Source organism: Thioclava sp. F34-6 (assembly GCF_002213235.1).
GTDB lineage: Bacteria > Pseudomonadota > Alphaproteobacteria > Rhodobacterales > Rhodobacteraceae > Thioclava > Thioclava nitratireducens.
Genome location: NZ_NBOA01000003.1, coordinates 101580 through 121278, shown reverse-complemented (window position 1 = coordinate 121278; position 19699 = coordinate 101580). Strand labels below are relative to the sequence as shown.

Below are 19699 nucleotides of genomic sequence, written 5' to 3'. Positions count from 1 at the left end.
GCCCCCTTTCGGTTCGCGCCTCAAGCGGCAGGCTGCTGCCAGCTTTCGCCGCGATAGGCGCTGTCCCAGAACCGCCATTCATGCCAGCAACTCCGCGCGAAGGCGCGGTGCATCAGGGCTCGCGCGGGCGCGTCTGCATTCGCGCCCAGCCTGTCCGTCAGCTCGAGCATCCGCGTCACGCTCTGATCGAACGCCTCTCCGGAATAGGTCGCGATCCAGGCCGCATAGGGATTTTCAGCGCCGCTGAACTGCGCGATCTCCCGACCGATATCGCGATAGATCCAGAAACATGGCAGCAAGGCCGCCACCGCTTCGGAAAAATCGCCGATCGCAGCGCTGCGCAGCAGAAAAGAGACATAATGATCGCAGGCCGCCGAAGGCTCGATCCGCGCAAAATCTTCCGCCGAGACGCCGAACAGCCCCATGTAATGCGCGTGCAATTCGCGCTCGACGGCGATCGCTCCAGCCGCCGATCCCGCAAGCTGCGCCACGGTCGGGGCATCCGGGGCTTTGGCGGCGGCAAGCGCGAGCGCGCGGGCGAAGCCTTCGAGGTAATGTGCGTCCTGAATGATGTAGCCCTGGAAGGTTTCCCGATCGAGGCTTCCCTCTGCCAGTTCGCGATTGAAAGGCATGTCATGGATCTGGCGGCGCAGCGGCGCGGTCGCCTGCGCGAGGTCTTGGGCGAAGCTCATTTCTTCTTCTCCTGAAATCCGTGGAAATGGTGCACCGGCCCGTGGCCCGACCCGACAGTCAGCCGATCAGCTGCCGCAATCGCCGCGCTCAGATACGCCTTCGCGCGCTGGGTGGCCTCCGCGAGCGGCACCCCTGCCCCGAGCCATGTCGCCAGCGCCGATGACAGGGTACAGCCCGTCCCGTGCGTGTTGCGCGTCGCGATGCGCGGTGCGTCAAGCCAGAGCTCTTCCTGCGCCGTGACCAGCAGATCCGGGCTTTGGTCGCCTTGCAGATGACCGCCCTTCAGCAGCACCGCACGCGGCCCGAGCTCGCGCAGCGCATGGGCCTGATCGCGCATCTCGTCGAAGCGCGTCGCCTCGGCGCATCCCAGCAGATCGGCGGCCTCGGGCAGGTTCGGCGTGACCAGATCGGCCCGGGGCAGCAGGCTGTGCAGCGCGGTCACCGCCGCCTCTGCCAGCAGCCGATCGCCGCCTTTCGCGACCATCACCGGATCGAGCACTACCGGACAGTCGAGCCCGGTCAGCCTCTCGGCCACAGTCTCGATGATCGCGGCATCGCCCAGCATTCCGATCTTGATCGCGTCGATACGAACGTCTTCGCGCAGCGATGCCAACTGAGTTGCGATCAGCGCCGTGTCGCACAGGCTCACCGCCTGCACGCCGCGCGTGTTCTGGGCGGTGAGCGCGGTGATCACGCTCATCGCGTAGCCACCATTGGCGGAGATGGCCTTGATATCGGCCTGAATGCCCGCGCCGCCCGATGGGTCGGAACCCGCGATGGTGAGAATATTGGGGATCATCTGTCGCTCCATGCTTTGCGCAGGGTTCGGGTGGCGCGCATCATGTCAGGGGTACGCGAGATGGCGGAAATCACCGCGAGACCGGCACCGCCCGCCGCGCGGATTGCGGGCGCGTCAGTGGCACTGATCCCGCCGATCGCGAGGCAGGGAAGATCGGTGCGCGAGACGATCCGGGCAAAGCCTGAATGGCCGATCGGGGCGGCATGGTCGGGCTTCGAGCCGGTCGCATGGATCGGACCGACGCCGAGATAATCGATGCCGGGAGGAACGGCGGCGATCTGCGCCTCGGTCTCGATCGAGAGGCCTAGGAGCATGTCGGGCCCGATCCGGCGGCGGATCGCGGCGGGGTCGCCATCGCTCTGGCCGATATGCAGCCCGGCGGCCCCGATCTCGATGGCCACCGCGACCCGGTCATTCACGATCAGCGGGACGTCATAGGGGGCAAGCGCTTCGACCAGCGTCCGGGCCAGCGCTGCGAATTCCGCATCGGGGAGCGTCTTGTCGCGCAGCTGCACCCAGCCCGCGCCGCCCTCAGCCGCAGCGATAGCCTGCGCGACCACCGGCTGCGGGGCGGCCGGGTCGGTGACGAAACAGATGGACGGGATCATCATGCGGATTCGATCCGCGCTCCGGCGCTCAGCGCCTCGGCGTCGATCGCATAGAGCGCGTCGAGGAACGCAACCTGAAAGCTTCCCGGGCCTGAGACACTCGCCCCGGCGCTCTCCCCGGCGAGCCCGAAATAAGCCAGCGCCGCGACGACCGCCTCGAAGCGAGGCTGTCCCGCGAGAAACGCAGCCACCAGACCGGTCAGCGAACAGCCCAGAGCGGTCACGCGCGGCATCATCGCATGGCCATTCGCGACCCGCGCAGCGCGCTCCCCATCCGTCACAAAATCGACCGCGCCGGTCACCGCAACCACGGCCCCGCTCATCCGGGCCAAGGCCCGTGCGGCGCCTTCCGCGGTCTCGACACTCTCAGTGGAATCCGCCCCTTTCCCCGCGCCAGCCTCGCCCGCAAGCGCAAGGATCTCCGACGCGTTGCCGCGGATTGCCGTCGGGCGCAGTTCCACGAGCCGCGCACCGAGCGCACGCCGATAATCCGTCGCGCCGACCGCGACAGGGTCTAGCACCCACGGGGTTCCCTGCGCGCTCGCGACCTTGGCCGCCGCCGCCATCGCCTCCGCCCAGGGCGGCGACACCGTGCCGATATTGATGCTGAGCGCCTGCGCGAGTCCGGCGAACTCGGCCGCCTCCTCGCGCGCATGCACCATCGCGGGCGAGGCGCCGGAGGCGAGCAGAACATTCGCCATCACGTTCATCGCGACGTAATTGGTGATGTTGTGAACGAGCGGCGCGGTCTGCCGCATCGCCGCGAGATATTGTCCGGGATCTTCCATCGCTCTCTCCTTGGCTGCGGGCATCAGGAGAAGTGCGAGGGGCAAAGGCGGGAACGCGCCTGACCGTCTCACGCGCCTCCCTCCGCCGGCATTATCCGGTTCAGGTTCTAAGGGTTCGTCTCAGCCCGGTTGCCCGAGCGCCCCTGTCGCTTCGCTCCGAGAGGTGACAGCCTTCGCGCCGCCCGTCAAGCCGGGTCAGACGAGGCGCCCACAGCTTCGCCGCGATCAGCATCCAGCGCATATCCGTGAACGGCGGAACGGTTCTGGTCGCCGTCATATGGCAGGCCGGAAAGAGCGAAGATACGGGCGTCGTTTTCGGATCCGCTTTCCCATCCGAAACATGCTCGGTGCAGCCCCGTTTGCCTGACGCCCGCAAAGCAGAATGGAACAAAGGCACCTTGCATCCGTTGAGGAACCATATCCCCCACCGCTCCGTCCCAGCATTATTGAGCGAGGTTTTTTAGCATGAGACGTCTAGACACGCATTCCGGAACGGCCCTGACCGGCCTCGTTACCGCCCTTGTCCTCTGCGCGAGCGCAGCCTACCCGGGCTCTTCGGACCAGCAGGCCCTTTTCACATCCAAGCAGGCATCGTCAGGCCACGACGTGTACAAGAAGCACTGCGCCGATTGTCATGGCAGCGATCTGATGGGGGATGCAGGCCCCGCACTGGCGGGCAAGAAATTCGCCGACAGCCTCGATTACAGCGGCATGACCGGCAAGCAACTATACGACTTCATCGCGAAGCACATGCCCAAGGATGACCCGGGCGAGCTGACCGACAAGCAGTATCTCCAGACATTCGCCTATCTGCTTTGCAAGAACGGTTTCAAACCCGGGGACAGCGCGATCGACCAGAAAGCGATCGATGCGATGGACCTGCAGCCGTTGCCGGACTCGTCGCAGTCATCCTGCGACTGACCCGACCGCCGCGGCTGATCATTTCAAGAGAGGAGGACCGAACATGGCACATTTGCCACCATTCACCGCGACCTCGCGAGGCGCCGTCCGACCTCTGATCCTGTCCGTATGCGTGGCGGCCCTGCCGGCGCTTGCGCACGCGAAGCAGAGTGACGAGATCCAGGGCACGAGCGACACGAACCGCGCCCAGATGAAGGAGCTTCCCGCTTCGGCGAATGTCGCTGTCGACGACAACGCGATGCGATCCGCCAAGGACAACAAGTCCGATTGGTTGCTGCATGGCCGGAGCTACAGCAACCAGCGCTATTCGCCACTCGACCAGATCACGACGGACAATATCGACAAGCTGCACCCGGTTGCCTTGGTGCAGACCGGAAAGGTCGCCAGCTTCGAGACCACGCCGATCGTCGTCGATGGCGTGATGTATATCTCGACACCGATGGTCGATAACGAGATGACGGTCATGGCCGTCGATGCCGCAACCGGCGAGACGTATTGGAGCACGACCTATGACGTCTCGCAGGTCAAGACCTGCTGCGGCCCGGTGAACCGGGGCGTGGCCGTGGGTTACGGTAAGGTCTACATTGCGACGCTCGACGCCAATCTTCTCGCGCTCGACGCCAAGACAGGCAAAAAGGTGTGGAAGACCAATCTCGCAGACCCGCAAGCGGGGTTCTCGGAAACGATGGCGCCGCAAATCTATGACGGCAAGGTGATCGTCGGCAGTTCCGGCGGCGAATGGCCGATCCGCGGCTTCGTCGCCGCGATCGATGCGAAGTCGGGCGAGGAGGTGTGGCGCTGGCACGCGACCGATCCCGACACGTTCGAAGGCGACTCGTGGAAGTCCGGTGGCGGCATGGTCTGGACGACCCCCGCAATCGATCCGGAGCGAAACATGGTGATTTTCAGCACCGGCAATCCGAACCCCGACCTCGACGGCTCTAGCCGCAAAGGCGACAACCTCTATACCGACTCGATCGTCGCGCTCGATGCCGATACCGGCAAGCGCAAATGGCACTATCAGGAGGTCAAGCACGACGTCTGGGATTACGATGCCGTCAGCAATGTCGTGCTCTTCGACGCCAAGGACTCCAACGGAAACGTCGTTCCCGCTGCGGGCGAGGCCGGCAAGGTCGGCTGGCTCTATGTGGTGAACCGCGAAACCGGCGATCTGATCCGCAAGTCGGACCCGCTCGTGAAGATGTCGGACAACATGTTCACGCCGCCGACCAAGGACGGGGTTAAGATTCTGCCGGGCGCCAATGGCGGCGCGGAATGGTCGCCGCCGGCCTACTCGCCGGAGACCAACCTGTTCTACGTCATGGAAATGAACCAGTTGATGAACTTCACGACCGATGGCGAAACGACGACGCTGCCGGGTACGCTTCGGCTGGGCAGTACGTTCAAGAACGTCAAGGGCGACGAGGCGATGCAGACCGGCGTGCTCGACGCGGTGAACGTCAACACCGGCAAGGTCGAGTGGAGCTACGACGCGCCGCAGCCGATGATCGGCGGCGTTCTCGCCACGGCCGGGAACTTGGTCTTCACCGGCGAGGGCAACGGCATGTTCGACGCCTTCAATGCGAAATCGGGTGAGAAGCTCTGGAGCTTCAATCTTGGTGCCGGCGTCAACGCACCGCCGATCACCTATCAAGTCGACGGCGAGCAATATGTCGCGGTCGCAGCCGGCGGCAACTTCCAGCTCGGCTTCCCGCGCGGCGATGTCGTAGCGATCTTCAAGCTCGACTGATCCGCCAGGAAAACACGCTTAACCTCAAATTCAGGGCCGCGACGCATCCGTCGCGGCCCTTTATGCAAAGAAAGTTTCCGGCGCGCCCCCTGAACGGCTATCTCGCCCCCCGCCGCCGACGAGAGTCGCGCGGCAGGAGCGTCGCGATCACCCGGGCAGGCGCACCGCGGGCTCGGGCCGCCCAGCGACTCCGGCGGGGGCGCAATAGACCCGGCCCTGCGCGGCATCGGGTTCCTCGATCCCTTCCTTCGCCGTGGTGACAAAAAGCGTCTTGAACTCCGGCCCGCCGAAAGCCGGACAGGAACTGTGCCGTCCGCCGACTTCGATCGCCCGGTCGAACCGCCCGTCGGGCAGGTAGCGCGCGACCCGCCCCGAACCCCATTGCGCACTCCAGAGCGCGCCCTCGGCATCCGTCAGCCCGCCGTCGGGGTTCAGCCCATCCGCGCTCAGATCGACGAAAATCTCCGGCGAGCCCTCTGGCCAGCCTTGCGCATCCAGCGCGACCGTCATGATTTTGCCTTTCGGCGTGTCGGAGAAATAGGCGCGCCTTCCATCGGGGGCGAAACAGATCGAATTGGGGATCGAGATTTCGGGGAAAAGCCGCTCCGCCGTGCCCTCGAAATAGCGATAGATCGCACCTGCGCCGGTCTCCGCGTTTCTGCCCATCGTGGAGGCCCAGAATCCCCCCATCGGATCCGCGCGGCCATCGTTGCAGCGGGTGTCGTCGCGGTCGGCCTCGATCGCGACGAGCGGCTCATGCGCACCCGAGGCAATGTCGAAACGGCGCAGCCCGGTTTCGGTGGAGATCACCAGCGTGTCGGCATCGACCCAACCCGCTGCAGAGGCCATCTGCCCAATGTTCCATTCGCGGGGCCCGCTCGCGTCGCGGCTGAGCAGCCGCCCTGCGAGGATGTCGAACCAGAACAGCTGGCGGCGTTCGGGATGCCAGAGCGCGCCCTCGCCGAGAAAGCAGTTGCGGTCGTCGTAAATCTCGTAGCTCATGCCGTGCAGACCTCGTCATAGCGGGCGACCAGCGCGCGGGCCTTTCCGGCTACGGTATCCACGCTGTCGCCGGGTTTGTAGAGCGACGAGCCGATGCCGTAGCCCGCAGCGCCGGCCTTATGCCACTCGCCCATGTTCTCGGCGGAGACGCCGCCCACCGCGAAGAGCGGCACTTCGGGCGGCAGCACCGCGCGCATTGCGCGCAAGCCCACGGGGCCGATCAGCTCGCCCGGGAACAGCTTGAGCCCGTCCGCCCCTGCGGCGAGCGCCGCGAAGGCCTCGGTCGGGGTCATCACGCCGGGAAAGCTCTGCAGACCGGCGGCTTTCGAGGCGGCGATCACCTCGGTGTTGCAATTGGGCGAGACGATCAGCTTCGCGCCGGTCGCGGCGACAGCTCCGACCTGATCCGTGGTCAGCACCGTCCCCGCCCCGATCAGCGCGTCCGAGCCGAAGCGCTCCACCATCGCGGCGATGCTGTCGAGCGGGTCGGGGGAGTTCAACGGCACCTCGATCCGGGTGACGCCCTCGGCGATCAACGCCTCGCAGACGGGGATGGCTTCGGCGGGAGTGATCCCGCGCAGGATGGCGATGATGGGTCGGCTCATGTTTCGGCTCCGATGGTCTGGTGCGCGGCATAGAGCCCCGCGAGGGTCACGTCTTCGGCGTCTTGGCTGGTCGCATCAATGCCGCGACCTGCCAGCGCCCGGGTATAGAGCGGGCTTAGAACGGGGCTTCCGATCAATGCGACGGGCTGACCCTGCCAGAGATCGCGTGCGGCGGCCAGTTCCCAGCCGATCAACAGCCCCGAGAGGCGGCAGGCGGCGGCTTCGGGCGATTGCGCGCCCAGAAGCGCCCCGGCCCGCAGCGCGAACAGCGCCCCATAGGCGCCCGCCGGATCGGCCTGCGCCTCGGCCACCGCCGCGTCGAACGCTGCCATGTCCTGACAGCCCTTACCGATCGTGTGGCGCAGCACGGAGCGATGGGCGAGCAGGTCGTAGATCTCACCGGTCATACAGCTGCGGAACCGCTCGATCCGACCCGCGCGCAGGGCCACCCATTTCGTATGGGTGCCCGGCAGGCAGATAGTGCCCTCGAAGCCGGGATTGCGCAGCAGGAAGCCAGCGATCTGGGTCTCCTCGCCGCGCATCACGTCGGGCGGGCTGTCTTGACGCAGGCCGCAGGCGATATAGACCGGGCGCGCCGCGTGATCGGGCACCCGCACGAGACGCGGCTGCGCGGCGCAGGGCACCGGCGCATAGGGCGCCTCGGCCCAGCCCTGACGCGAGCCGACCATGCCACAGGTCACGACCGGAGCCGCGCCCCAGCCTGCAACGGCCTCTTCCAGCACCGGTCCGAACTCGGCGGGGGCGAGCTTGCCCATCCCCTGCTCTGAGCTCCGTCGGTCGAGCACTTCGCGCCCGCGCATCGCCCAGACACGCAGGTGCGTCGTGCCCCAATCGGCGGCGATCCAGTCGGGAGCCGCGTCACTCATAGTCTTTCTCCTTCAATCACGTGAATGCGCTCGGGGAAGGTCCAAGGCAGGGTAAGCCCCTGCCCCATCAGCGCTTGCCCGCTGAGCGTAATCGGTCCGGTCTTGAGCGCGGGGGTCCCACGCGACAACCGGGGCAGGTCTTCCGCGGTGATCAGCCGCAACCGATAGCGCGCCGCCGGGTCCAACCCGGTCAGCCGCAGCGGGCGCGGCAGGATCTGCGCAGAGGTTGCCGCCTGACCCGCGAAGGCCACGAAACGGCTGCCATCCTCGGCCAGCTGCAACTCGGCGATCACGGCCGGGTCGGCGCTGTCGAGCCGCAGGATATCTGCCCGCATCCGCCAGTCGCGGTTGTCCTTCCACCAGCGCGTGACGGAGGTCAGCACCTCGGCCTCCTCCGCGGTCAGCTCGCGAGGGTCCATCTCGAATCCCATATGACGTTGCGCGGCGACCCAGGCGCGGGTGCGAATATCGATCACCCGGCCCGAGGTGTGGCAATGGCGCGGGCCGACGTGAGAGCCGGTGACGCAAGCAGGCAGGAACAGCGCGGCATCATGCTGGATCCGCAGCCGCTCCAGCGCATCGTTGCTGTCCGAGAGCCACACGCGGCCGGTGCGTTCGAGAATGCCGAAATCGATCCGCCCGCCGCCCGAGGCGCAGCTTTCGAACTCCACATCTGGATGGGCCGCGCGCAGCCGGTCGAGCAGATTGTAGAGGCCCCGCGCCTGCGCTGCGTCGGGATACGGCAGCACGCGGTTATGGTCCCATTTGACGTAAGCGATTTCATAGGCCGAGAGCACCGCGTCGATCGCGGCAAAGAGGTGGTCGCGCACCGCCGGGTTCGCCATGTCGAGTACGCGCTGCTGACGACCCTCGATCTGATCGTCCGGGCCCAGCAGCCAGTCGGGATGGGCCCGCGCCAGATCGCTGTCGCGATTGACCATCTCGGGCTCGAACCAGAGGCCGAATTCCATCCCGAGGCTTTGGACATGATCGACCAGCGGCGTCAGCCCGTCGGGATATTTGCGCGGATCGACCGCCCAGTCGCCCAGTGAACTGGTGTCGTCGTCGCGCTTGCCGAACCAGCCGTCATCCAGCACGAAGCGTTCCGCACCAAGTGCGGCGGCGCGCGCTGCGATAGATTTCAGCTCGGCCAGATCGTGCTTGAAATAGACCGCTTCCCAGCAGTTGTAATGCACCGGGCGCGCCTTGGCCCAAGGGGCGTGTTTGCGCAGATGGCGCTGGAAGGCCACCGCGCAGCCATTCGAGCCCGCCTCCGAGAAAGCGGCATAAAGCGTCGCGGTCTCGAACCGCGTCGCCGGTTCCGGCTCGGAGCCGCTCGCATGACCGAACTGGATTTGCCTGCGTCCGTCAGGAAGCTCTTCGGCCACCGTCCGATGCCCGCCCGACCAGCCGTAATGGAAGCCGCGGGTTTCGCCTTGCGTCTTGGTGGCGCCGCGCGCAGGCAGGATCAACCCGGGGAAATGCTCGTGCCCGGTACGGCCCGTATGGTTGTCGCGCACGCGCTGGCCGGGGCGCCACGGGGTCGGCTCGATCTGGAATTCACCGATCCAGCGCCCCGAGACTTCAAGCATCTCGTCGGCCAGCTGCGGGCCGGGAAACACCGGGGCGGCGAGCCAATGAAGCGTAATCGGCTCATCGCTCTCCAGCTCTGCGCGCGCCGCGATCAGACCGGTGTCGGGGTCGAGCGTGAATTGCGCGCTATAGCGCAGCCCAAGCGCCGCATCGCGATAGGTAAGCCTCAGTTCGCGGCCGGTCTGCGTCTCGCTCTCGAACCGGAAGGCGGGGCGCAACGGCTGCCCCGCCCCGTCGCGCGCGATCAGGCCGGGCTCTCCGGGGAAGCTCTCGCTGGCCTCGGGGCAGATCGAGACCTCTGGTGCGCGATCGAGCATCCCGCCGGTGACATCCGGCACGCTCGCGACGGCCAAGCCCGCGAGGTCTTCCCCCTCGGGCAGCACCGCGCCCCAATAGACGATCTCGGGAAGCCTCTCGTTGTGACCCGCCAGAACGAGGCTTTGGCGGGTGTCCTGCAAATGCCATGTGCGGATCATTTCACCGCCCCGAGCGTCAGCCCTGCGATGAAGTGTTTCTGCATCAGGAAGAACATCGCCACGGGGGGCAGAGCGGCGAGGATCGAGCCTGCCGACACCAGTTGCCACGCCGCGACCCATTGGCCGTTGAGCGATTGCAGCCCCGCGGTGATCGGCTGGGTATCCGCCCCCGTGGTAAGCACCGTCGCCCAGAAATAATCGTTCCAGATGAAGGTGAAGATCAGCACCGACAGCGCCGCGATCGCGGGTCGCACCAGTGGCAGCACGATATGCCAGAAGATCTGCCATTCGCCCACGCCCTCTACCCGGGCAGCTTCGATCAGCTCTTTCGGGAGCGCCTTGATGAAGTTGCGCATGAAGAGCGTGCAGAACCCGGTCTGGAAGGCGACATGGAACAGTGCGAGCCCGGTGATCGTGTCATAGAGCCCCATCTTCACTGTCAGGTCGCGCACCGGCACCATCAGGATCTGGAAGGGCACGAAGTTCCCTGCCACGAAGATGAAGAAGATCAGCAGGTTGCCCTTGAACTTGTAGACGGCGAGCGCAAAGCCCGTCAGGCAGGACAGCGCCACCGCCCCGATCACCGTCGGGATCGTCACCTTGAAAGAGTTCAGCATGTAGCTGGCGAAGGGCGAATTCTTGAACACGTCGAGATAGTTCGAGAAGGCCAGATAGGACGGCACCCCGAAGTAGTTGCCCTGGGCGAGATCGCTCGACGGACGGATCGAGGTGACGGCGACGCCCAGAAGCGGCAGCAGCCAGAGCACCAGCATCACCGGCAGCAAGACCTGATAGGTCAGTCGGGCGGCGGGGCTCATGGATTGAATGGGTTTGGGAAACATCTCACAGCCCCCTTTCGTCGCGCCACATCTTCCAGATGAAGCCCGAAATGAAGATCATCATGATCGCGAACAGCACCACCGCGATCGCCGCGCCATAGCCCATGCGATAGCCGTATTCCGACAGCGCCTGCTCGTACATGTAGTAAGACAGCACCCGCGAGGATCCGAAGGGTCCGCCATCGGTCATGATCGACACGAGATCGAAGCTGCGCAGCGCCCCGATCACGGTGACGACCACTGCGATGAAAGTGGCCGGGCGCAATTGCGGCAGCACGACATACCAGAGCATTTTGATGCCCTTAGCCCCGTCGAGACGCGCCGCTTCGATCTGGTCGGGCGCGACCGCGTTCAAACCGGTCAGGTAGAGGATCATGCAGTAGGCGATCTGTGGCCACAGACCGGCGGCGATGATCCCGTAGGTCACCGTGTTGGGATTGGCGAGGATCGCGATCCCGGTCCCGTCGAGCCATTTCGTCAGCTCGAAGAACAGTCCGAAGCCCGGTGCGTAGAACCAAGAGAAGATCAGGCCGACCACGACCTGAGAGATCACGAAGGGAAAGAAGAACAGCGATTTGTAGATCCGGATGCCGCGCACGGTCTGGTTCAGGAAAAGCGCGATGAACAGCCCGAACGGGATCGCCAGCATATAGAGCACCAGCCAGATCACGTTGTTCTTGAGGCTGGTATAGAACGCGTCGTCATCGAGCAGTTCGAGATAGTTCGACAGACCGACCCACGTCTTCGCGCTCAGCCCGTCCCATTGAAAGAAAGAAATCCACATCGATTCCACGATCGGGATCAACACGTAGATCAGGAACATCAGCGCGCCGGGGGCGAGAAACAGCCAGGGCGCGAGCTTGCGGTTCAACCGGCGGCGGCGCGGTGCGGGCGTACCCGTCTCCGCGTGCGGCTCGGACATTGCGGGTGAGACGGTCATCGTCGCACTCCTCGGATCTGGAAAAACAGGAAGGGGCGGCGCCCTGTTACAGACGCCGCCCTCGGGGAGGATCAGTTCTTGTAGACGCGCTGACGCACCTTCTCGAGCCGGTCGAGGATCGCGTCGAGATGATCGGGATAGGCCATGAATTCCTGGAAGCCTTCCATGCCCGCCTTCGCCATCTGTGCCGGTGCGTCACGATCGAAGAACTGCGCGATACCGCCGTCGGCCGTGGACAGGATCTTGAAGCCCGCTTGCAGGAAGGGATCGTCGCCAACCGAGGAGTTCTTGTTGATCGGCAACTGACCGAGGGTCTCGTTCATCTTGGTCTGCACGTCGGCCTTCGCGACATAGGCGAGGAACTTCTTGGCGTCTTCCTTGTTCTTCGCGCCTGCCGGGATATGGATCGTATCGGTCGGCGCTTCTTCGGCACGCGGAATATCCGGGTTGATCGTCGGGAAGTCCATGAAGCCAAGCGTGTCATTGGTCATCCCGCCATCCTTGAAGGTGGCGACGGCGAAGTTGCCCATGACGTAATTCGCAGCCTTGCCCTGAACGATGTTCGACACAGCATCCTGCCAATCGATCGCGGCGACGTTCTTGGTGGTGTAGGGCAGAACCTTCTTCCACTCTGCGAAGACAGCTCTCACGCGGTCGTCCGTCCACGGGATTTCGCCGCTGGTGAGCTTCATGTGGAAGTCGTAGCCATTGGTGCGCAGGTCGAGATAGTCGAAGATCCCGGCCGCCGGCCACAGCGCCTTGGTGCCCGTGGTCAGGCAGTCGACGCCCATCTCCTTGAACTTCTTGCAGTTCGAGATGAACTCGTCCCAGGTCTTGGGCACGTCCACCCCGGCCTTCTTGTACAGGTCTTTGTTATAGTAGATGCCCCACTGGTAGTAGGTGTAGGGCACGCCCCATTGCTTGCCGTCGATGGTCATCGACTTGAGCGCCGAGCCGAGGCTGTCCTTGAGCCCGTTCTCCTCCCAGACATCGGACACATCGGTGAATTGGCCGGCATTGACGAAGGGCGCCATGCGGTTGCCCGCATACCAGTTCGCCAGATCGGGGCTGTCGGCGGTCAGGAAGTTGCGGATCGCGGTCTTGTAGCCCTCGTGATCGAAGGTGTTCACCTCGACTTTCACATCCGGGTTTTCGGCCTCGAAGCCTTTCACGAGCTGCTCGAAGGCGGCCTTCGGCGCCGGATCGGACGCATCGGTGAAAAGCTTGAGCACGCGCTGTTCGGCCATTGCCGGAATGGCGATCGACCCCATCAGCGCCACGAGCGCGGTGGTTTTCAGGATATTCATTCGGTTCTCCTCCCGTTTCAGTAGCCCACGGCCCAACGATTTTAGTTTCAAATAATGGAACCGTGTTTTACATATTGAAATGCTGCCGCGAATCTCTCATCCTGTCAACAGTCCTGAGGAGGAGCCCATGAACGACGCCACGCCAAAGCCGGAGAAATCGGACGGCACGGTCGGACGCACGCTGGCCGTGCTCGACCGCGTCGCGGAATTCGGCCGTCCCGTGCGCTTCGCCGAGCTGCTACCGGTCTGCGATCTGCCCAAGGCGACGCTGTATCGCTTCCTGCAAACGCTCACGAACCAGGGGATGCTGTCGCTCGACGAGGACCGTCAGACCTATACGCCGGGCTTGCGTCTCGTGCGCCTCGCCCATGCCGCCTGGGCGCAAAGCTCGCTCGCGCCGATCGCGGCACCCTATCTCGACCAACTGTCGAAGGAGACCGGCCAGACGCTGCACCTCGCTCAGCTCGATCAGGGCATGGTACTCTATGTCGACAAGCGAAACGCCTCGCGCCCGGTCGAGATGTTCTCGCAATCGGGCAAGGTCGGCCCCGCCTATTGCACCGGCGTGGGCAAGGCGATGCTCGCCTATCTCCCCGAGGACGCGCTGCAGAATGCGCTGACGCGGCAGAGCTTCCATCGCTTCACGGAACATACCCTGACCGACGTGACGAGCCTGCGCGCGGAGCTGGAGAACATCCGCAAACGCGGTTTTGCCTGGGATGACGAGGAGCATGAACCCGGCATCCGCTGCATCGCCGCCCCGATCCTGTCGCCTCAGGGCCGCGTCCTGGGCGCGCTCTCGATCACCTCGGCCCAGCCCGACGGTCAAAGACAACTCGAAACCTACGCCCCGCTGATCCTCGAGACGGCGGAGAAGATCGCGAAAGCGGCCAGCCACTGGCGCTTTCCGGAACAGAAACGCGCCGACTGAACCCCGGTGCGCAAAAACAGGGAGGAGACCCCGTGAGCGGAGTCGCATTGGAGAAGATCGTCAAACGGTTTGGCGATGCGGAGGTGATCCACGGCGTCGACCTGACGGTCGAACCGGGGGAATTCTGTGTCTTCGTCGGGCCGTCCGGTTGTGGCAAGTCAACGCTTTTGCGGATGATCGCGGGGTTGGAGGAGACCTCGGACGGTGCGATCCGCATTGGCGGCCGCGAAGTCACGAAAGCCGAACCCGCCGAACGCGGCATCGCGATGGTGTTTCAGACCTACGCGCTCTACCCGCATATGACGGTGGGCGAGAACATGGGCTTCGGGCTGAAGATGAACGGCCATCCCAAGTCTGAAATCTCCGAGAAAGTGCAGGAAGCCGCGCGTATCCTGAAACTGGAGCCGCTTCTGGACCGCAAGCCCGCCGCGCTTTCTGGCGGTCAGCGCCAGCGCGTGGCCATCGGCCGCGCGATCACCCGCGGCCCGGACGTTTTCCTCTTCGACGAGCCGCTGTCGAACCTCGACGCCGAGTTGCGCGTCGAGATGCGCGCTGAGATCGCGCGTCTGCACCGCGAGATCGGGGCGACGATGATCTACGTCACCCACGATCAGGTCGAGGCGATGACGATGGCCGACAAGATCGTCGTGCTGCGCGCGGGCAATATCGAACAGGTCGGAAGCCCGATGGAGCTTTACGACGACCCCGACAATCGCTTCGTCGCGGGCTTCATGGGTTCGCCTTCAATGAACTTCCTCGCCGCGACCGTGGTAGACGGTCAGCTCGACGTGCCCGCTCTGGGGCAGCGCATCGACAGTCCCGTCGCCTTGCCCGCGGATGGCACGAAACTGGAGATCGGCATCCGCCCCAACGCGCTCCGCCTGAGCGGCTCGGATGGCAATTTCACCATCGAGATGGCCGAGAACCTTGGCGGCGTGAGCTACGCGCACTTGGACGGCGTGACAGGCGAACGCGTCGTGGTCGAGACCGATCAGCGTCTCCACGGCGCGGTCGGTGGCAAGACCGGGATCAGCTTCGATCCGGCCTCGGTCTATGTGTTCGACACCAGCACGGGCGCACGGGTGCGCGGATGAGCCTTGCCGTCGGCCTCGTGGGGCTGGGAGCGATCGCCCGCGCCCAGCACCTTCCCGCGATTGCGGCGACGGACGGCGTGCATCTCGCCGCCATCGCGAGCCGCAATGCCACCCTGCCCGACCTGCCGAGCTATCCCGACCTGCGCGCGATGCTCGACGCCGAGCCCGAGATCGGCGCCGTCTCGCTCTGCACCCCGCCGCAGGGGCGGTTCGATCAGGCGATGGCGGTGCTGCGCGCGGGCCGTCACCTGATGCTCGAAAAGCCGCCGGGCATGACGCTGAGCGAGGTCGAGGCGCTGCGCGAGACCGCCGCCAAGGCGGGGCTGACGATCTTCGCCACATGGCATTCGCGCGAGGCGGCCGCAGTGGAGGCGGCACGCCAATGGCTCGCGGGGCGGGAGATTTCCGCCATCCATATCGACTGGCGCGAAGACGTGCGCAAATGGCATCCCGGGCAGGAGTGGATCTGGCAACCCGGCGGGCTCGGCGTCTTCGATCCCGGCATCAACGCGCTCTCGATCCTGACCCGCATTCTGCCCCGCCCCGTGCGGCTGACGGCGGCAGCGCTGAGCATCCCGCAGGGCCGCCAGACCCCGATCGCCGCCGATCTGGAAATGTGCGCGGGAGAGACCCCGATCACCGCCGCGTTCGACTGGCGGGAAACGGGTGACGAGCTGTGGCGCATCACCCTTCAGACCGACCGAGGCGCAGCAACGCTCGACAAGGGCGGCGCGGAGTTCAGCACCGATGGCGAGGTAATCGCCAGGGGCGAGAACCGCGAATACGCCAACCTATACGCCCGGATGCGCGATCTGGTGCGCGCCGGGCAGAGCGATCTCGACCTCGCGCCGATGCGCCTTGTCGCGGACGCCTTCATCAACGCACGTTTCGCGATCACCGAACCTTTCGACGCCTGATCGCGCCGACCAACCCCGAGGACCGATATGAAAATTACCGCCATCGAAACCTTCATCGTGCCGCCGCGCTGGTGTTTCGTGAAAATTTCCACCGACGAGGGCATCTCCGGCTGGGGCGAGCCGGTGCTGGAGGGCCGCGCGGCCTCTGTCGCTGCCTGCGTCGAGGAACTCTCGGACTACCTGATCGGGAAAGACCCCGGCCATATTCAGGACCACTGGACGGTCATGTATCGCGGCGGCTTCTATCGCGGCGGCGGCATCCACATGTCGGCCATCGCCGGGCTCGATCAGGCGCTGTGGGACATCAAGGGCAAGGCGCTAGGCGTGCCTGTCCATTCGCTTCTGGGCGGCCAGCAGCGCGACCGCATCCGGGTCTATAGCTGGATCGGCGGCGACCGTCCGGGCGACACGGCGCGGATGGCGCGCGAATGCGGCGACCGGGGTTTCACTGCGGTGAAGATGAACGGCACCGAGGAACTGCAATTCATCGATTCCCACGACAAGATCGACGCCGTGCTGGAACGCGTGCAGGCGATCCGCGAGGAAATGGGCCCCGATTTCGGCATCGGCGTCGACTTCCACGGCCGCGTCCACCGCCCGATGGCCAAGCAGCTCGCGAAAGAACTCGAGCCCTTTAACCTGATGTTCATCGAGGAACCGGTGCTGAGCGAAAACGCCGAGGCGCTGCGCGAGATCGCGAACCATTGCTCGACCCCGATCGCACTGGGTGAGCGGCTCTATACCCGCTGGGATTTCAAATCGATCCTGCAGGGCGGTTACGTCGATATCGTCCAGCCGGATCCCAGTCATTCCGGCGGCATCACCGAGACTTACCGCATCGCGGCGATGGCCGAGGCCCATGACGTGGCCTTGGCGCTGCACTGCCCGCTGGGGCCGATCGCACTGGCGGCGAACCTGCAGCTCGATGCGGTCTGCTACAACGCCTTCATTCAGGAGCAGTCGCTGGGCATCCATTACAACAAGGGTTCCGACCTGCTCGACTATCTGAGCAACCCGTCGGTCTTCGAATATGACGACGGCTTCGTCGCGATCCCGCAGGGGCCCGGCCTAGGCGTCGAGGTCAACGAGGAGAAAGTCCGTCAGGCGGCTGCGGAAGGTCACCGCTGGCGCAACCCGATCTGGCGCCATGCCGATGGCAGCTTCGCGGAGTGGTAATGATGAGAGAGATCAGCAAACTGAACGGAGGCTGGACCTTCGCGGAAGGCTTCGACACGGCCAAGGTCGCAGAGCCCCTACAGGGCGAGACGGTCACCCTGCCCCATAACGCCACCGACCTGCCGATGAGCTATTTCGACGAGCGCGACTTCCAGCGCCCCTTCACCTATCAGCGTGAGATCGCATGGAACGATGCGTGGGCGGGAAAGCTGGTCCGGCTGCGGTTCGATGCGGCGATGGCCGATGCGGTGGTCTATGTGAACGGCGCCGAAGTGCTGCGTCACCGCGACGGCTATACGCCCTTCACCGTAAATCTGACGGACCGCTTTGTAGGCGGCAAGGCGTTGGTGACGGTGCATATCGACGGTTCGGAAAACCCCGAGATCCCACCTTTCGGTGGCCGCATCGACTACCTCACTTATGCCGGGATTTATCGCGACGCCTGGTTGGAGGTGCTGCCCGAGGCCCATATCGCAAGCGTGAAGATCGAGACGCCCGACGTGCTCGCCGAGACCAAGCGCGTTCTGATCAAGCTCGACGCGCCGGGCCCGGTGGAGGCGGTTCTGTCGGACGCCGAGGGCCACGAGATCGCGCGCGGCCAAGGCACGGGCGAGATCACCTTGGAGGGTCTCAGCGGCATCACGCTCTGGTCGGTCGAGACGCCCGCGCTCTACACGCTGACGCTGACCTTGATCGAGAGCGGCGACCGCCTCACCCAGCGCTTCGGCTTCCGTCATGCGGAATTCACGCCCGAGGGCTTTTTCCTCAACGGCGAGCGCGTGGTTCTGCGCGGCCTCAACCGGCATCAGAGCTTCCCCTATTCGGGCTACGCTCAGGGCAAGCGCAGTCAGGAGCGCGACGCGGAAATCCTGCGCTACGATCTGGCCTGCAACATCGCGCGCACCTCGCATTACCCGCAAAGCCCCTATTTCCTCGACCGCTGCGACGAAATCGGCCTCATGGTCTTCGAGGAAATCCCCGGCTGGCAGCATATCGGCGGCGACATCTGGCAAGATGAATCGGTGCGCAATGTCGAGCGAATGATCCGGCGCGACTGGAACCACCCCTCGATCATCATCTGGGGCGTTCGGATCAACGAGAGCCCCGATGCGGAGGCGTTCTACAAACGCACCAATGCCCTCGCGCATGAGCTGGATGCGACGCGCCCCACCGGCGGCGTGCGCTGCATCACCGACAGCCAACTGCTCGAAGACGTCTACACGATGAACGATTTCATCCTGGGGGATTTCGAACTGCCCTTCTCGAACCGCCCGCGTACGAGCTTGCGCGATCAGCAGGAGGTGACGGGGCTTCCCACGCGCGTGCCCTATCTGGTGACCGAGTATAACGGGCACATGTATCCCACCAAGGCGGGCGACCCCGAGCATCGCCAGCACGAGCATGTGCTGCGCCATCTCGACGTGCTCAACGCCGCCCACGACCCCGATGCCGGGCTTGCGGGCTGCATCGGCTGGTGCATGTTCGACTACAACACGCACAAGGATTTCGGCGCGGGCGACCGGATCTGCCATCACGGTGTGATGTCGATCTTCCGCGAGCCGAAATTCGCGGCCTACGCCTATGCCAGCCAGCGCGATCCCGACGAGGCGATCGTAATGGAGCCGGTCACCGTCTGGTCGCGCGGCGAGCGAAATATCGGCGGGGTGATCCCGTTGATCGTGCTGACGAACTGCGACGAGGTGGAGTTGTCCTACGCCGACGTGGTCAAGCGCGTCGGGCCCGACCGCACACGCTTCCCGCATCTGCCCCATGCGCCAGTCGTCATCGATTACGACCATTTCACCCCCGACGAGGTGACCGCCTGGGGGGAGAGCTGGCATGCGGGCCGCCTGCGCGGCTACCTGAACGGGGAGTTGGTGATCGAGCGCGACTTCCCCGCCGACGCGATGTTCGAACGGCTGGAAGTGGCGCCCGATGTCACCGAAGCCGAGGCCGATCCGAGCGACGAGATCCGGGTGATGATCCGCGCTCGCGATCAGGCAGGCAACAAGCTGCATTTCCTAAACGAGCCGGTGTTCCTAGACGTCGAAGGTCCGGCGAAGCTGATCGGCCCCGATTGCGTGGCGCTCGCGGATGGCGCGACCGGCTGCTGGCTCCGCCTGACGGGTGAGCGCGGCAAGATCAGGGTGACCGCGCGGCTTCGTGACAAAATCGAGTCGGTGGAAATTGCGGCGCTGTGATTGGCAAGGGCGCAGGAGCGTATCGCTCGCGCCCTCTCCATCGCAGACTATCGATGAAGGTTGACCGCGCGACACAGGCGATGCGCGATCACCTGTCGCGGATTCTCGATCAGATCGACCGCATCCAGGACGATCACACCGAGCTTTTCGAGGTCGCACGACAGAGCTGAGT

At 64.9% G+C, this 19699-nt stretch carries 18 protein-coding genes and 1 riboswitch; of the genes, 7 read left to right on the top strand and 11 right to left on the bottom strand.

Going from position 1 to position 19699, the window contains the following annotated elements; all coding sequences use genetic code 11:
- Window positions 1-20: 20 nt before the first annotated feature.
- The 4 genes from tenA to thiM are packed head-to-tail and all read right to left on the bottom strand — an operon-like array spanning window position 21 to window position 2888.
- Window positions 21-692, bottom strand: a complete 672-nt coding sequence (gene tenA, locus B6V72_RS06725; protein ID WP_088735174.1) for a thiaminase II — start codon at window positions 690-692, stop codon at window positions 21-23.
- Entirely contained in the window at window positions 689-1492 is an 804-nt protein-coding gene (gene thiD, locus B6V72_RS06720; RefSeq protein WP_088735173.1) for a bifunctional hydroxymethylpyrimidine kinase/phosphomethylpyrimidine kinase, read from the bottom strand. The genes tenA and thiD overlap by 4 nt, the downstream gene beginning before the upstream one ends.
- Window positions 1489-2103, bottom strand: coding sequence for a thiamine phosphate synthase (thiE, locus tag B6V72_RS06715; protein ID WP_240497691.1), 615 nt, complete (start codon window positions 2101-2103; stop codon window positions 1489-1491). The genes thiD and thiE overlap by 4 nt, the downstream gene beginning before the upstream one ends.
- Window positions 2100-2888 carry a hydroxyethylthiazole kinase gene (thiM, locus tag B6V72_RS06710; protein WP_088735172.1) on the bottom strand — a complete coding sequence of 263 codons (789 nt, stop codon included), beginning with the start codon at window positions 2886-2888 and terminating at the stop codon, window positions 2100-2102. Before thiM ends, thiE begins: the two co-directional genes overlap by 4 nt.
- Before the next feature lie 60 nt (window positions 2889-2948).
- Window positions 2949-3043: riboswitch (TPP riboswitch) on the bottom strand.
- A 310-nt stretch (window positions 3044-3353) separates the two neighbouring features.
- Here thiM and B6V72_RS06705 point away from each other — a divergent pair.
- Together B6V72_RS06705 and B6V72_RS06700 are read left to right on the top strand one after the other, a co-directional pair.
- A complete protein-coding gene (locus B6V72_RS06705) occupies window positions 3354-3809 on the top strand; it encodes a cytochrome c (RefSeq protein WP_077701130.1) in 456 nt (151 codons plus the stop codon).
- Window positions 3810-3852: 43 nt separating this feature from the next.
- A complete protein-coding gene (locus B6V72_RS06700; protein WP_088719211.1) occupies window positions 3853-5559 on the top strand; it encodes a PQQ-binding-like beta-propeller repeat protein in 1707 nt (568 codons plus the stop codon).
- A 147-nt stretch (window positions 5560-5706) separates the two neighbouring features.
- Here B6V72_RS06700 and B6V72_RS06695 read toward each other — a convergent pair whose 3' ends face one another.
- The 7 genes from B6V72_RS06695 to B6V72_RS06665 all read right to left on the bottom strand — a co-directional run bounded on the left by B6V72_RS06695 (window position 5707) and on the right by B6V72_RS06665 (window position 13208).
- Complete coding sequence (locus tag B6V72_RS06695) at window positions 5707-6561, bottom strand: SMP-30/gluconolactonase/LRE family protein (RefSeq protein WP_088735171.1); 855 nt, start codon at window positions 6559-6561, stop codon at window positions 5707-5709.
- Window positions 6558-7166: a 2-dehydro-3-deoxy-6-phosphogalactonate aldolase gene (locus B6V72_RS06690; RefSeq protein ID WP_088735170.1), complete on the bottom strand. Its 609-nt coding sequence runs from the start codon at window positions 7164-7166 to the stop codon at window positions 6558-6560. Before B6V72_RS06690 ends, B6V72_RS06695 begins: the two co-directional genes overlap by 4 nt.
- Window positions 7163-8053, bottom strand: a complete 891-nt coding sequence (locus tag B6V72_RS06685) for a 2-dehydro-3-deoxygalactonokinase (protein ID WP_088735169.1) — start codon at window positions 8051-8053, stop codon at window positions 7163-7165. Before B6V72_RS06685 ends, B6V72_RS06690 begins: the two co-directional genes overlap by 4 nt.
- Entirely contained in the window at window positions 8050-10122 is a 2073-nt protein-coding gene (locus tag B6V72_RS06680) for an alpha-galactosidase (RefSeq protein ID WP_088735168.1), read from the bottom strand. Before B6V72_RS06680 ends, B6V72_RS06685 begins: the two co-directional genes overlap by 4 nt.
- A complete protein-coding gene (locus B6V72_RS06675) occupies window positions 10119-10964 on the bottom strand; it encodes a carbohydrate ABC transporter permease (protein WP_075776397.1) in 846 nt (281 codons plus the stop codon). Before B6V72_RS06675 ends, B6V72_RS06680 begins: the two co-directional genes overlap by 4 nt.
- A gap of 1 nt (window position 10965) precedes the next feature.
- The gene (locus B6V72_RS06670) at window positions 10966-11883 is read right to left on the bottom strand and encodes a sugar ABC transporter permease (RefSeq protein WP_075776448.1); all 918 of its coding nucleotides are present in this window, start codon (window positions 11881-11883) and stop codon (window positions 10966-10968) included.
- An 89-nt stretch (window positions 11884-11972) separates the two neighbouring features.
- Window positions 11973-13208 (bottom strand): extracellular solute-binding protein, encoded by a 1236-nt coding sequence (locus tag B6V72_RS06665; RefSeq protein ID WP_088719216.1) that lies wholly within the window; start codon window positions 13206-13208, stop codon window positions 11973-11975.
- 127 nt (window positions 13209-13335) lie between these two features.
- Between B6V72_RS06665 and B6V72_RS06660 the strand changes: the two genes are divergently transcribed.
- The 5 genes from B6V72_RS06660 to B6V72_RS06640 are packed head-to-tail and all read left to right on the top strand — an operon-like array spanning window position 13336 to window position 19527.
- Complete coding sequence (locus B6V72_RS06660; protein ID WP_088724575.1) at window positions 13336-14139, top strand: IclR family transcriptional regulator; 804 nt, start codon at window positions 13336-13338, stop codon at window positions 14137-14139.
- Window positions 14140-14171: 32 nt separating this feature from the next.
- The gene (gene ugpC, locus B6V72_RS06655) at window positions 14172-15233 is read left to right on the top strand and encodes a sn-glycerol-3-phosphate ABC transporter ATP-binding protein UgpC (RefSeq protein ID WP_088735167.1); all 1062 of its coding nucleotides are present in this window, start codon (window positions 14172-14174) and stop codon (window positions 15231-15233) included.
- Window positions 15230-16150, top strand: a complete 921-nt coding sequence (locus B6V72_RS06650; protein ID WP_088735166.1) for a Gfo/Idh/MocA family oxidoreductase — start codon at window positions 15230-15232, stop codon at window positions 16148-16150. Before ugpC ends, B6V72_RS06650 begins: the two co-directional genes overlap by 4 nt.
- A 27-nt stretch (window positions 16151-16177) precedes the next feature.
- The gene (gene dgoD, locus B6V72_RS06645) at window positions 16178-17326 is read left to right on the top strand and encodes a galactonate dehydratase (RefSeq protein WP_075776402.1); all 1149 of its coding nucleotides are present in this window, start codon (window positions 16178-16180) and stop codon (window positions 17324-17326) included.
- Window positions 17326-19527, top strand: coding sequence for a glycoside hydrolase family 2 TIM barrel-domain containing protein (locus tag B6V72_RS06640; protein ID WP_240497690.1), 2202 nt, complete (start codon window positions 17326-17328; stop codon window positions 19525-19527). Before dgoD ends, B6V72_RS06640 begins: the two co-directional genes overlap by 1 nt.
- Window positions 19528-19699: the final 172 nt, after the last annotated feature.